The sequence below is a fragment of the Paraburkholderia sp. RL17-337-BIB-A genome (genome assembly GCF_046025895.1).
GTDB lineage: Bacteria > Pseudomonadota > Gammaproteobacteria > Burkholderiales > Burkholderiaceae > Paraburkholderia > Paraburkholderia fungorum_C.
Genome location: NZ_JARESY010000004.1, coordinates 143157 through 156888, shown reverse-complemented (window position 1 = coordinate 156888; position 13732 = coordinate 143157). Strand labels below are relative to the sequence as shown.

Annotated in this window: 12 protein-coding genes and 1 pseudogene; 7 read left to right on the top strand and 6 right to left on the bottom strand. The window is 61.1% G+C overall.

Going from position 1 to position 13732, the window contains the following annotated elements; all coding sequences use genetic code 11:
• Positions 1 to 2: 2 nt before the first annotated feature.
• The gene (gene cyoB, locus P0D84_RS45755; protein WP_408350264.1) at positions 3 to 1979 is read right to left on the bottom strand and encodes a cytochrome o ubiquinol oxidase subunit I; all 1977 of its coding nucleotides are present in this window, start codon (positions 1977 to 1979) and stop codon (positions 3 to 5) included.
• Between the two features lie 5 nt (positions 1980 to 1984).
• On the bottom strand, positions 1985 to 2812 hold the full coding sequence (gene cyoA / locus P0D84_RS45750) for a ubiquinol oxidase subunit II (RefSeq protein ID WP_408351904.1): 828 nt from the start codon (positions 2810 to 2812) through the stop codon (positions 1985 to 1987).
• 379 nt (positions 2813 to 3191) lie between these two features.
• Between cyoA and P0D84_RS45745 the strand changes: the two genes are divergently transcribed.
• Positions 3192 to 4586, top strand: a complete 1395-nt coding sequence (locus tag P0D84_RS45745; protein ID WP_408350261.1) for an aminotransferase-like domain-containing protein — start codon at positions 3192 to 3194, stop codon at positions 4584 to 4586.
• 147 nt (positions 4587 to 4733) lie between these two features.
• On the opposite strand, the pseudogene P0D84_RS45740 reads toward P0D84_RS45745, so the two are convergent.
• Both P0D84_RS45740 and P0D84_RS45735 read right to left on the bottom strand, forming a co-directional pair.
• Positions 4734 to 5300 (bottom strand): annotated as a pseudogene (locus tag P0D84_RS45740) (LysR family transcriptional regulator); the annotation flags it as partial.
• An 87-nt stretch (positions 5301 to 5387) separates the two neighbouring features.
• Positions 5388 to 6218, bottom strand: a complete 831-nt coding sequence (locus P0D84_RS45735) for an IclR family transcriptional regulator domain-containing protein (protein WP_408350258.1) — start codon at positions 6216 to 6218, stop codon at positions 5388 to 5390.
• 137 nt (positions 6219 to 6355) lie between these two features.
• On the opposite strand from P0D84_RS45735, the gene P0D84_RS45730 reads away from it, so the two are divergent.
• The 6 genes from P0D84_RS45730 (at position 6356) to P0D84_RS45705 (ending at position 12840) form a co-directional block, all read left to right on the top strand.
• Positions 6356 to 7630, top strand: coding sequence for an aromatic ring-hydroxylating dioxygenase subunit alpha (locus tag P0D84_RS45730; RefSeq protein ID WP_408350255.1), 1275 nt, complete (start codon positions 6356 to 6358; stop codon positions 7628 to 7630).
• Between the two features lie 2 nt (positions 7631 to 7632).
• On the top strand, positions 7633 to 8103 hold the full coding sequence (locus P0D84_RS45725; protein WP_408350252.1) for an aromatic-ring-hydroxylating dioxygenase subunit beta: 471 nt from the start codon (positions 7633 to 7635) through the stop codon (positions 8101 to 8103).
• An 8-nt stretch (positions 8104 to 8111) separates the two neighbouring features.
• Positions 8112 to 9131, top strand: coding sequence for a PdxA family dehydrogenase (locus tag P0D84_RS45720; RefSeq protein ID WP_408350249.1), 1020 nt, complete (start codon positions 8112 to 8114; stop codon positions 9129 to 9131).
• 30 nt (positions 9132 to 9161) lie between these two features.
• Positions 9162 to 10157, top strand: coding sequence for a 2Fe-2S iron-sulfur cluster-binding protein (locus tag P0D84_RS45715; RefSeq protein ID WP_408350246.1), 996 nt, complete (start codon positions 9162 to 9164; stop codon positions 10155 to 10157).
• A gap of 42 nt (positions 10158 to 10199) precedes the next feature.
• A complete protein-coding gene (locus P0D84_RS45710) occupies positions 10200 to 11552 on the top strand; it encodes an MFS transporter (protein WP_408350243.1) in 1353 nt (450 codons plus the stop codon).
• Positions 11553 to 11703: 151 nt separating this feature from the next.
• Positions 11704 to 12840 (top strand): porin, encoded by a 1137-nt coding sequence (locus P0D84_RS45705; protein ID WP_408350240.1) that lies wholly within the window; start codon positions 11704 to 11706, stop codon positions 12838 to 12840.
• 166 nt (positions 12841 to 13006) lie between these two features.
• Here the strand turns inward: P0D84_RS45705 and P0D84_RS45700 are convergent, their stop codons facing one another.
• Together P0D84_RS45700 and P0D84_RS45695 are read right to left on the bottom strand one after the other, a co-directional pair.
• The gene (locus P0D84_RS45700) at positions 13007 to 13225 is read right to left on the bottom strand and encodes a hypothetical protein (RefSeq protein WP_408350237.1); all 219 of its coding nucleotides are present in this window, start codon (positions 13223 to 13225) and stop codon (positions 13007 to 13009) included.
• A 180-nt stretch (positions 13226 to 13405) separates the two neighbouring features.
• Positions 13406 to 13732, bottom strand: coding sequence for an HdeD family acid-resistance protein (locus P0D84_RS45695; protein WP_408350234.1), 327 nt, complete (start codon positions 13730 to 13732; stop codon positions 13406 to 13408).

The following is a 13732-nucleotide window of genomic DNA, read 5'->3' as shown; positions in this document are numbered from 1 at the left end:
GGTCAGGCTGCCTCTTTCAGCTGTGCGTGGCGTGCATTTTCGATTCGGGCGACTTCGGCCGCCGGCACGTAGTAGTCGACATCCTGGTCGTAGGACCGGACGATGAAGGTGCCGATCATCCCAAGTAGACCGAGTGCCGCAAACAACCACATATGCCATGTCAGCGCAAAGCACAACAGAAAACTGAAAGCGCCGATGATCGCGCCTGCGCCAGTGTTGCGCGGCATGTGAATGTCCTCGTATTGGCCCGACTGCACATAGGCCTTGCCAGCTTCCTTGTTGTCCCAATGTTGTTCGAGGGACGTGATCACCGGTACGTGAGCAAAGTTGTAAAACGGGGCGGGCGACGCGGTCGACCATTCGAGGCTGCGTCCATTCCACGGATCGCCGGTCAGATCGCGGTTGGCTTCACGGTCGCGGATGCTGACCGCGAACTGAACGATCATCGCCACAATTCCTGCTGCAATGAACACGGCGCCAATCAGTGCCACGACCAGCCATTTATGCCATTCGGGCACCGCGTAGTGGTTCATGCGACGGGTCATGCCTTCGAAGCCGAGGATGTAGAGCGGCGTGAAGGCCAGCCAATAGCCGACCAGCCAGCACCAGAAAGAGACCTTGCCCCAGAACTCGTTGAGCGTGAAGCCGAAGACTTTCGGGAACCAGAAGCTGATCCCGGCCAAACAGCCGAACACCACGCCGCCGATGATCACGTTATGAAAGTGCGCGACGAGGAAAAGACTGTTGTGCAACACGAAGTCCGCACCCGGCACGGCCAGCAAAACGCCAGTCATGCCGCCCACTGCGAAGGTGATCATGAAGCCGATCGTCCAGAGCGTCGACGTGTGGTAGCGAATCCGCCCTCGGAACATCGTGAAGAGCCAATTGAACAGCTTCACGCCGGTCGGAATCGAGATGATCGACGTCATGATGCCGAAGAATGCATTTACATTGGCGCCCGAGCCCATCGTGAAGAAGTGGTGGAGCCAGACAAAAAACGACAGAATGCCGATAGACGCCGTCGCATACACCATCGACTTATAGCCGAACAACGGCTTGCCCGAGAACGTCGAGATGATCTCGGAGAAAGCGCCGAAGCAAGGCAGGATCAGGATGTATACCTCAGGGTGTCCCCACACCCAGATGAGGTTGATGTACATCATTGCGTTGCCGCCCAGCTCGTTCGTGAAGAAGTGCATGCCGAGATAACGATCGGCGGCGAGCAGCGCGAGCGTGCCCGTCAAGACCGGAAACACCGCGACGATCAGGATGTTGGTGATCAGCCCGGTCCATACGAAGACGGGCATCTTCATCAGGTTCAAGCCCGGCGCACGCATCCGCAGGATCGTAACGATGAAGTTTATGCCGGTGAGTGTCGTACCCAGCCCCGATATCTGCAGCGACCAGATGTAATAGTCCATGCCGACCGTGGGACTATATCCGAGCTCTGATAGCGGCGGATACGCAACCCAGCCGGTAGCCGCGAAATCGCCAACGAACATCGAAATCATCACGAGCACCGCGCCGACTGCCGACATCCAGAAGCTCAACGAATTGACGAATGGAAAGGCGACGTCACGCGCACCGATCTGCAGCGGAATGACGACGTTCATCAGTCCGAGAATCAGCGGGGTCGCTACGAAGAAGATCATGATCACGCCATGGGCCGTGAAGATCTGATCGTAGTGGTGGGGCGGAAGATAGCCGGCCGCGTCGTTGTACGCGATGGCCTGCTGCGTGCGCATCATGATGGCATCGGCAAAGCCGCGCAGAAGCATCACCAGTGCAAGCAGGATGTACATCACACCGATCCGTTTGTGGTCGACTGAGGTAATCCACTCACGCCATAAGTAAGTCCACTTGCCGGCGAACGTCACTGCAGCAAGCAGTGCGATGCCGAGCACGGCGACTACGGCGAGGGTGCCCATGATGATGGGCTCGTGATATGGAATAGCGTCGAGGGTAAGTTTTCCAAACATGGTGACTACTCCGTAGCCTGATGGGCAGGTGATTTGGCTCCGGTGCGTTCAATGGAGGGCGTGCTATTGCCGGTCGCGCAGATCGGGGCGCGAGCCGCCGTGTGCATGTAATGATCGACCACGTCGTCGAAAAGACGCGGCGCGACGTGCGCGTAGAACGTCACCGGATCCTTCTGACTGGGTTTTTCCAGCGCTTCGTAAGTCGCCTTATCGAGCGACACCGGCGAGAGCTTCGCGCGCGCGATCCATGCGTCGAACTCAGAGCGACTGGTCGCCACGGTGTCGAAGTGCATGTCCGAGAAGCCGGGTCCGCTAAACGCCGAAGAACGCCCCGCGTAGACGCCAGGGCTGTTGGCAATGAGGTTCAACTGCGTGCGCATGCCCGACATGGCGTAGATCTGGCTGCCGAGTTGCGGAATGAAGAAAGAGTTCATCAGCGATTCGGCGGTCAGGTCGAACGAGATCGGCGTGTCGACGGGAATGGCAAGTTGATTGACCGAGGCCACGCCGTATTCTGGATAGATGAACAGCCACTTCCAGTTCAGTGCGACGACTTCGACGCGGATTGGTTTGCTCTGCGACTCGATCGGTTGGGATGGGTCGAGGCTGTGCGTAGTGCGCCAGATCACAAGGGCAAGGATGGCCACGATGACGCATGGAATTGCCCAGACGACCACTTCGATCGTAGTGGAATGGGCCCACTTGGGCGCGTAGGTCGCGTGTCTATTCGACTCGCGATAGCGCCATGCGAAGTACAAGGTTAGCAGAATGACGGGAACGACCACCAGCAGCATCAAACCGAGCGCAAGCAGGATCAGATGCTTCTCCTGCATGCCGATATCTCCCTTGGGATCGAGCAATGCGGTGCTGCACCCGCCAAGTAGCCCGGACGCGCCCAGCAGGACGGGGCGAATAGCCGCACCGATAAAGCCCTTGGTTTCGCGCGTCCGGATGACCGTAATAGACCGCGCGGCGTTTCCTTCTCCAAACAAATTCCGATTTCGCATGTGATGTACCGTGGTTGGCGGCGACGCCATCCATACATGCATCCGGCCGAGCGATCTGGCGCGCCCGGCGGTGAACGCGCCCGGCGCGCTCTACCATTTGATGCTTCCGCGCTTCCCTACAATGAGCGCAGTGTATGGACCTGTGTCCCGTGACCGGATCGTAGTGTGAGACAATATCCATACAACTGCGACAGATTGACGCCGAATGATATCCATACATGATCAATACAAGGAGGCCCTCTGGGCTTCCGGTTTTACCCATGGCGACGGTCCGCGATATCTGCAGATCGTCAAGTTTCTCGAACGCGCGATTGCTGACGGGTCGTTGCGCGCCGGCGATCGGCTCCCCGCACAACGCCGGCTGGCGGAGTTGCTGAAGATCGACCTGACGACCGTCACGCGCGGCTTCACGGAAGCGCGCCGACGCCAGCTGATTGAGGCGCGCGGCACGCTCGGCACGTTCGTCGCGGCGCCTAAGGTGGAATTGACGCAAAGCGTCGATCTGAGCATGAACATTCCGCCGCCGCCTGCCGATGTCCATATGGAGGCGTTGTTGCGCCAGGGGATGTCGCAGATCCTGATGCGCGCTGACGCCGACCTGCTGATGACGTATCACCTAAGCGGCGGTAGCATTGCGGACCGCAACGCTGCCGCGCAATGGCTGAAACCGATGCTCGGAAAGATTGAAACGGAGCGCGTGGTCGCGTGCCCGGGTGCGCAATCCGCGCTGGCTGCTTTGATTCTGGCGCTAACCGGACCGGGTGATGTCATCTTGATGGAGCCGCTTGGATATCCCGGTATGCCGATGGCAACGGAGCAACTAGGGCGAAGGATCGAAACCGTCGCTGTCGACGAGTACGGAATGCGCCCGGACGCACTGGAACGCGCCTGCGCAGAACACAACGCAAGGGTGATCTACCTGAACCCGACGCTTCAGAATCCGACGGCCCGGACCATGCCGGAGAAACGACGGCTGGAGATCGCCCGCATAGCGGCACGCCTGAATGTGAAAGTGATCGAAGATGATCCATATTGGCTCCTCGCCGACAATGCGCCTCCGCCTTTGGCACGTCTCGTTCCGGAGCAGGTGTTCTACGTGTCGACCCTGTCGAAATGCCTGTCACCTGGGCTGCGCACGGCCTTTGTGACGTTTCCGGACCTGCAAAGCGAGCACTCGTTCCTTTCCGCGCTACGGACATTGTCTTCGACATCAATGTTGACGACTACGCTGGCTACGCAGTGGATTCATGATGGCTCGGCCGCTTTGCTACTGGCCGGCGTGCAGGCAGAGTCACGCGTACGTCAGCGTATGGCAACCGGAACTTTGTCAGGTGCGGTTGGTGGAACTCAGAATCACGGCATCCATGTCTGGCTGACGCTGCCAAGCTACTGGCGGCCCTTGAATCTGTGCGCTGCTGCGCGTATGGAGGGTCTGCTCGTTGCGCCGTCGACTGCATTTTATCGAGGGCACAGCCCGCCAAATGCGATCCGTATTTCACTCGGCCGCGGTAGAAGTCGCGACGAGCTCGACGCGGCGCTGCGGAAGCTTTCCAGATTACTTGCGCAAAAGCCGTCGGTTCACGACGAGGTGATCATGTAGAGACCGATGAATTACGCGCTATGTCATGGGGTAGCTTCGCGTACGTCCACAAGCTGGAAGACAGCCCGGTCGATCGCATGCTGGCGTTTCTGGTGCGGGAAGGTGTGGCGCGATCGGACGGTAACGTTCCTGTCCGATGGCGCTTAAAACCTCGCGGCCGCCCTTTTTGAGCTGCCATGGATAGAAGCCGCCCAGGGTCGGCAAACGCAGATTGATGCACTGGTGTCCGGTCAGGTCCTGAGGTTTCTTCGGCCGTGCATGCTTCTCGAGATATTCCGGCGCCCCGACGATCGCCATACGCATTTCCGGCGCGAGGCGCACCGCGATCATATCTTTGGCGACCTGATCCCCATGGCGAACGCCAATGTCGTAGCGATCCGCCACGATATCCGAAAGGCCATAGTCGGTAGTGATCTCAACCTTGATATCCGGATAGTTGTGCGGGACTTTCGACAATCTGGGCCACAGGACCGTTTCGGTCGCGTAGTCGGTCGCGGTGATGCGAATCGTGCCTGCGGGCTTGTCCCGGAACTCGGTGACCGCAGCCAGTTCCGCGTCGATTTCTTCAAACCGCGGAGCGATGGTTTGAAGAAGACGCTCGCCCGCCTCGGGCGGCGAGACACTGCGCGTGGTTCGGGTCAGCAGTCTCATCCCGAGACGGGTTTCGAGCGAGCGAATGGTGTGGCTCAGAGCGGATTGCGATACGCCGAGTTGCTGATATGGAAAGTTCGGATCGCTCTGCCCCCGCGAAACGTACTCGACGGAATGCGCACCGTTTCACCCGCCCTTGAGCGCTATACGCTACAGCGCGCGTTGCAACCGCGCCGCCACGTTCCTTAGAACAGGCAGGAATTTCTGCTCCAGCGTTTCCACGCTAACCCGTCCGGAAAACACACTCACGCTGAGCGCGGCCTCGATCTCCCCGCTGCGATTTCTCACCGGCACCGCCATCGCGGACATACCGATCTCCAACTCCTCGTTGCTGATCGCATAGCCATCTTCCGCCGCACGCCTGACGGCCTGCAAGACCGCGGCCGGCGTCGCGAGCGTGCGCGCCGTCAGCCGTTTCATCGGCGTGGCGTCGAGATGCCGGTTGATTTCTTCTTCCGTCAAATCTGATAGCAGGACGCGGCCGGTTGCGGAGCAATAGGCGGGCAATCTGCCGCCGAGCTTCACTCCCGTCGAGACGATTCTGATCGCTTCCGCGCGCGCGATGAACACCGAGTAACCCTCGTCCATGACCGCCAGCGACACCGACTCTTGCAGCTCGTCACGGGCGTTCGCGAGAAGCGGCTGCGCGATTTGCGTCAACGAAGATGTGCTGAGGTACGCGCTGCCCAGTCTGAGCATCCGCGGCAGCGGCGTAAAAAACTTGCCGTCGTGCGCGAGATAGCCGAGATCGACCAACGTCAGCAGGCACCGACGCGCGGCGGGCCGGCTCAGATCCGCAAGGTGCGCGGCATCCGAAACGGTCATGCGCGTGGTCGATGCGCCGAACGCCTCGATGATCGCAAGCCCCTTGGCGAGGCCCGCCATGCCTTCCTTGGCGCGCACCCGTCCGCCCGATTCGATGCCGTCTTCGGGCAGCGGCGCGTCTTCCTGCTCGTTGACAGGTTCTTTGACTGATGTCATATTTAATCGATATATCGAACAACGTACGGTATTCGAACACATTCGGGCGAGCCTGTCAACTTCCTGGCACCCGAAGGATTGTCTTCAATCCCGGTCGGCCACGTTTAACGGGCCGCGCAATACATGGAGCAAGCAACTTGAACATCATCCCCATCAAGCCGGCGCGGCGCGCCAGCATCGCCTGGCCATCCGAAGGTCTCACGCGCGTTCCGTACACGCTGTTTCAGGATGAAGACGTCTACGCCGACGAGCAGGACGCGATTTTCCGGGGCCCGAACTGGAGCTACCTGTGTCTCGAAGCGGAGCTGGTGAACGCGGGCGACTTCCGTAGCAGCTTCATCGGAGATACACCGGTGGTGGTCACGCGCGATACCGACGGCGAACTCTATGCGTTCGAGAATCGCTGCGCGCATCGCGGTGCAATGGTGTGCCTGGAAGACCAGGGCAACGCGAAGGATTTCAGCTGCGTCTATCACGCGTGGACTTACAACCTGCAAGGCGATCTGCTCGGGGTCGCGTTCAAGGACGGCATCGGCGGTAAGGGCGGCATGAAGCCGGACTTCTGCGAGGGCGACCACGGCTTGCGCAAGCTGCGGGTCGCGACGCTGCACGGCCTCGTATTCGGCAGCTTTTCAGACGACGTTCCCCCGCTCGATGACTATCTTGGCGAGGAAATCGTCGAGCGCATTGGACGCGTGCTCGAAGGCCGCACGCCGGTCGTGCTCGGCCGCTTCACGCAGATGCTGCCGAATAACTGGAAGCTTTACTTCGAGAACGTCAAGGACTCGTACCACGCGAGCATTCTGCATCTGTTTTTCACGACGTTCCAGCTGAACCGGTTGTCTCAGCGTGGCGGCATCATCGTCGATCCGAGTGGTGGCCATCACGTCAGCTATTCCGCTGTCGACCATGCCGCGGAGGCGGCGGCACAGGCAAAAGCGGCCAGCGATTACGCGGATCAGAAGATCCGCTCCGAAAGCGAGCACCGGCTCGAAGATACCTCGGTGCTCGCGGGCAGGGATGAATTCGGCGACGGCGTCACACTGCAGATTCTTTCGGTGTTTCCCGGCTTTGTGCTCCAGCAGATCCAGAACGCCATTGCGGTGCGCCAGATTTTGCCGCGCGGCACGCAGCAGACCGAACTGAACTGGACCTACCTCGGCTTCGAAGACGATACCCCGGAGTTGCGTGAAATGCGTCTGCGGCAAGCGAACCTCGTGGGACCGGCCGGTTATGTGTCGATGGAAGACGGATGCGTTGGCGGTTTCGTGCAGCGAGGCATCGATGGCGCAAGCGACAGCCGCTCGGTCATCGAGATGGGCGGCGATAGCGCTGAAAGCAGCGAAAGCCGCGTGACGGAAGCGTCGATTCGCGGCTTCTGGAAGGCCTACCGCAACGCAATGGGGTACTAGAAATGGCGCAAGACATCCATCAACTGATCGCTCGCGCGCAAGCCGAATACGTGCGCTGCATCGACGACGGCGATCTCTCGCAGTGGCCGGCGTTCTTTACCGAAGCATGCGTCTACAAGGTCACGACCGCCGACAACTACAAGCGCGGCCTTGCGGGCAGCATGATCTACGCGGCCTCGCGCGGCATGCTGATCGACCGCGTCGCTTCGCTGCGCGACGCCAACATCTATGAGCGCCACGGTTACCGGCATCTGCTTGGACAGCCTTATGTGGTGAGCGAAAACGAACAGGAAGTGCGTAGCGAAACCTCCTTCATGGTGGCGCGCATCATGCGCGACGGCACGACAACGCTGTTTGCCACTGGCCGCTACTGCGACGCGTACGTCGTTGAAGAGGGTAGCGTGAAGCTGCGCGAACGGATCGTCGTATGCGACAGTTCGCGCATCGACACGCTGCTGGCATTGCCGCTATGAAACAGGCAATGAGCCACTCCATGACCATTGCGCTGGCGATCGGCGACCCGAACGGTATCGGCCCGGAAATCGCGGTGAAGGCAGCGGCGCACAGCGCGCGCGACGTGGCCGATGCCGGGCCGCCGCGCCGTCTTGTTCTGTTCGGCGATGCCTTCGTCATTCGCTGGTATGCGCAGCACTGCTGTCCCGGGATGACCCTTCGCGAAGTACGGGCGGACGATTTGCCGGCGGCCGAACCCGGCGCGATCGACATTGTCGACGTCGCGTCACTGGCTGCCGGAGCATTCGTGCCAGGTGAAGTTGCGGCTGCGGCCGGAACCGCGACGCTCGCCTATGTCGGTGCCGCGCTCGCTGCCGCGCGTGCGGGTAACGTCGACGTAGTAATCGCGTGTCCGCATTCGGAAACGGCGATCAATGCGAGCGGCGTGCGCTTCGCCGGTTATCCGGGCTTCGTTGCTCAGCAGATGGGCGTGCTGGCTGATGACGTGTATCTGCTGCTGATCGGCGGCGGCCTGCGTATCGTCCATGCGACCTTGCACGAAGGCATCGCATCGGCGCTCGCACGGCTCGACCAGCGTCACGTCGTACGCGCCGCCCGAGCCGCCGTGCAAACGCTGCAATTGATGGGTATCGAGCGTCCGGTAGTCGGGCTGATGGGCATTAATCCGCATGCGGGTGAAGGCGGACTCTTCGGCCACGAGGACATCGACATCACCGAGCCGGCAGCACGGCAGTTGCGCGACGAGGGCATTGCCGTGATCGGACCGCAAGGCGCGGATCTGTTGCTGACGAATCCCGATATCGACGTGTTCGTCGCGATGTATCACGACCAGGGGCACATTCCCGTCAAGCTGCGCGCGGGCCGCCACAGCGCGGCGCTGTCGATCGGCGCGGGCGTGATGTTCTCGAGCGTCGGCCACGGCAGCGGCTTCGACATTGCCGGCACGCTGCGCGCCGACGCCGCGCCACTGCTAGGCGCGCTGCGTCTCGTGACGACGGGGACTGTGCTCCCCGCACGGGCTGGGTGAAACGTCTTAACCGCTTATCGAGGTCACATTTTGGATTACCAGATTTCCATCGCGGGAAGCGATGTCGCGTTCCGCTGCGCGGCGGGCGAAACCCTGCTCGACGCCGCCGAACGCTCGGGCTACAGCGTGCCGTACTCGTGTCGAAAAGGCGTGTGTTCAACCTGCGAGGGCGGCGTGGTGGTTGGTGCAGGCCGCTCGTCCGCACAGGGCGAGGTGGTGGGACCGGCCGAGCGTGTGCTGATGTGCTGCTTGCGGCCCTCGTCGGATATGACGATCGCGCCGCGCAAGATCGAAAAGCGTGAGCCGGTCGTGCGCAAGACGCTCGACATGTCGGTGTATCGCGTCACGCAACCGGCCGCCGATGTCAGTGTCGTGCAGTTGCGCCTGCCTACCGGCGTGCGTGCGAAGTTTCGCGCCGGGCAGTATCTGCAGATCGAACTCGAAGACGGCAGCCGCCGTAATTATTCGATGGCGAATCCACCTCACGAAAGCGACACCGTGCAGCTTCACGTGCGCCACGTGCCAGGCGGCAGATTTTCCGGCAGTGTGCTACGCGGACTCGAGAAAGGACAGAAGCTGCGTGTCGAATTGCCATTCGGCGAGTTCACGCTACAGGATGAGTCGACGAGTCCCGCGATTCTGCTGGCAACCGGCACGGGCTTCGCGCCCGTCAAGTCGATCGTCGAGGACGCGATCAGACGCAAGCTCGGCCGTGCGATTCATCTGTATTGGGGCGCGCGTCGTCAGGAAGACCTGTACCTGTTCGAGCTGGCGCAGAAGTGGCACGAAAGCGGCAAGCTGACGTTCGTGCCGGTGCTGTCCGAGCCGCACGATGGTTGGACCGGCGGTCGTGGATTCGTGCACGAGACGGTACTGGAAGATTTCGGCTCGCTCGCCGGCTATCAGGTCTATGCGTGCGGCAACCCGGCTATGACGAATAACGCGCATCGCACCTTCGTCGAAGCCGGCTTGCCCGACGAAGACTTCTTTAGCGACGCTTTCGTGCACACCGATATCCGTCCTTAGAAGACACGACGCTTTTCCACACAAGAACCAGGAGACAAACCCGTGGCATCCCCCCTTATCGACGTAGCCGAGGTCATTGAACGCCAGAAGGTCGGCTCAGGCCAGTGTCTGGTGGTACTGCTCTGTGCACTGTTGATGTTCCTCGATGGCTTCGACACGCAGGCGATCAGCTACATCGTGCCGGTGCTTTCGCGAGACTGGCATCTGCCGCGCGAGATCCTCGGCTCGATCTTTTCCGCGGCGCTCGTTGGCCTGATGATCGGCTACCTCGCCATCGCGCCGCTGTCGGCGCGCTTCGGCCACAAACGGATGATGTTGACGAGCACAATGCTGTTTGCCGCGTTCACGATGCTGACGGTGTTCGCGACCAACGTTACCGAACTGATCGGCCTGCGTTTCCTGACCGGCATCGGGCTCGGCGCCGCCGCGCCGAGTGCCGTCGCGCTGACCTGCGAGTTCGCGCCGAAGCGTCTGCGCGCCACCTTCGTGCTGCTGGTGTATTGCGGCTTCTCGCTGGGCTTTGTGGTCGCGGGACTGACTGCCGGGATGCTCATTCCCGCATACGGCTGGAGATCGCTGATGCTGGCCGGCGCGATCGCGCCGTTCGCGTTGACGCTGCCGCTCGCGTGGCTATTGCCGGAATCGCTTGCCTTCCTGCAACGGCGCCCGCAAGGCAGCGAGCGGATGCGCGCCGTTTTGCGGCGGCTCTTTCCTCGTGTCGACGTGCCGGTCGGCAGCATATTCCGGCTCGAAGATCAGAACGAAAGCCGCGCGAGCGTCGCGGCGCTTGTCAGGGGACCCACGTCGAACGGCACCGTGCTGCTCTGGCTGATCTTCTTCCTCAACCTCGCCGAGTTCTACTTCATGCAGAGCTGGTTGCCCACGATGCTGACCGGCCTGAAGTATTCCCCGTCGACGATTGTCTGGGTGACGGCGCTGCCGACTATAGCGGGCGTGCTGTCGGCCGTGCCGCTCGGCCTCGCGATGGATCGCGTCGGTCCGTACGCGACGCTGACGGTGATGTACCTCGCGGGCGCGGTGTTCATGTGGCTTGTTGGCGGCGCGTTCTCCGGCAGCGTCGCGTGGTTGATGGTGATGGTCTTTTGCGCCGGCTTCTGCATCAGTGGCGGGCAGAAAAGCGTGATCGCACTCGCCGCTGTCTACTATCCGCTGAACTTGCGTTCGACCGGGGTAGGCTGGGCGCTCGGCATCGGCCGGCTCGGCGGTATCGCGGGGCCGCTGATTGCGGGCATGCTGTATTCAGCGCACTGGACGCCCGCGGAAATCTTCCGCTTCTCGGCGTGGCCTGTGCTCGTCGCCGGTCTCGGCGTGTTCGTAATGGGGCGAATCTACGGTTCAGGTGCCGTGGTTTCCCAGACGAGCACCGCACGATAGACCGGAGATTCAGTTTTCAGCCGGCGGCCCAGCGCTTCCGGCTGACTCATCGAAGTACCTCCGCCAAAACAATCATTTAAAAAACCCAGTGACGTCTGTTGCTTTCTCGCGCTCCAGCGAGACGGCGTGGACTCGTCACGCCTGAGACATGATGAAAAAGACCTCAATCGCCTTGCTGATTCTGCCGCTCCTCGCGGGCGCGGCTCAAGCGCAAAGTTCAGTCACGCTGTACGGCTTCCTCGACACCGGACTCGTGTACGTGAACAACCAGTCCGGGCACGCGAACATACAAATGATCAGCGGACAGACTAACGGTAGCCGCTGGGGCTTGCGCGGCAGCGAGAATCTGGGCGGCGGCCTGAAGGCCATCTTCACGCTTGAAAACGGTTTCGACACGTCGAACGGCAAGCTGCTGCAAGGCGGCCGCGAATTCGGCCGTCAGGCGTTTGTCGGGCTTGGCAGCGACACGTGGGGCACCGCGACGCTCGGCCGCCAGTATGATCCGATGACGGAACTGATCGGCGCGATTGCCGCCACTTCGATGTGGGCATGGCTCGGAACTCATCCCGGCGACTTCGACAATCTGAACTCGACGTTTCGCGTGAACAACGCGGTGAAGTATCAATCGCCGAAGTTCTACGGTCTGCAGGCGAGCGGCATGTTTGCGCCCGGCGGCGTGCCGGGCAACTTCGCGTCGGGGCGCGTCTACGCATTTGGGCTCAAGTACGCGAAAGGTCCATTGAGCGCCGCACTCGCGTACGACAACATCAACAACCCGTCGGTGTCGGTGCTCGATAGCGCGCTTTCGCCGGGCCAGGCAGGCTACGTGAGTCCGAGCAGAACTCCGGTGTTTGGCGGCTTCGCTTCGGCGAATGTGTGGCAGATCTTCGGGGCGGCGGCTTCTTACAAGATCGGCCAAGGCAGCATCGGGCTGGTCTATACGAACGCGCGGTTTCAGGATATCCGGCGCACTGCGTCCACGCCGAACACAGGCAACGCGAGTTTCAACAGCTACGAGATCAATGGCCGCTATAACATTACGCCCGCATTGCTGATCGGCGCGTCGTTCGACTACACGAAAGAGTCCCGCGCCAAATACGAGCAGATCGATTTCGGTCCGAACTACTCGCTCTCCAAGCGTACCGACATCAATCTGGTCGGCGTGTGGCAGCACGCGTCGGGTGTCGATTCGACAGGACATGCCGCAGTCGCGGCAATCAGCACCCTAGGCCAGTCGTCGACGCCGACCCAGGTTGCTGTCAAGCTTTCACTACGGCATCGCTTTTGAACACCGCCTTCCCCCGACTTTGCTAGCCCACAATAAACAATAACGCACTGGCATGCGGTAAAAAACCGGTATGCCAGTCAGGTGCTGGCATTGAGATTTATGCACATGATCGCCAGGGACAGATGAAGTGTGCTCGCCAAACCCATCCGTCTGCCGCCGATCAATTCTACGAACTGGCGGCATAAGCAGTACTTCGCATATCGATCAACTTTCCTCCGCAAGACTTACTGCGACAGAACCGGGTGCGGATTGTGTTATGTTGCCCATTTTGCCGGGCGCTTTGCTGACTGGTGCGCGGCGCACCGGCGTGGCCCGATGCGGTTTTTTGCGCGGAGTGCGAGCGTAAAAACCGCAACGGATTCCATTTGTCGAGATCCAGCGGCATGTGATTCTCCTTGCGTGAGGTACGCCAGTGCCAGACCTGAGGCTGGACCGCTGGAGATGACGGACGGTCCATTCGACCTCCGGTTGCGGGGGCGCAGGCGGCACGGCATCGCCCGCCAGCGCGCCGCGAGTGCGGCCGCGGGTTTGACTTGTGAGCCGCGAGTGCCCGTGAGCGGTGCGTTTACGGATGCAATGGCGCGTGTGGCTCGCCAGTCAGGCCGTCACGGTGCCAGGCACGCGCAGTGATACCCAGTACGAACAGCAGCGCGCCCGTGAACAACGCATACACGCCGATCAGCCAGACGAGCGCTAGTGCGCCGGCGCCCGGAAAGAGCAGCGCGAAGATGCCGAACAGCACGGACAGCACTCCGATTAGTACCAGCATCCACGCATTGCGCAGGCGCCTGTGCAGCCGCGTTGCTGCGATCAGATCGAATACGCCGGTGATAATCGCGTTTGCGCCGATGATGGCGACCAGCACGAGCGAGGTAATGCCCGGCACTAACAC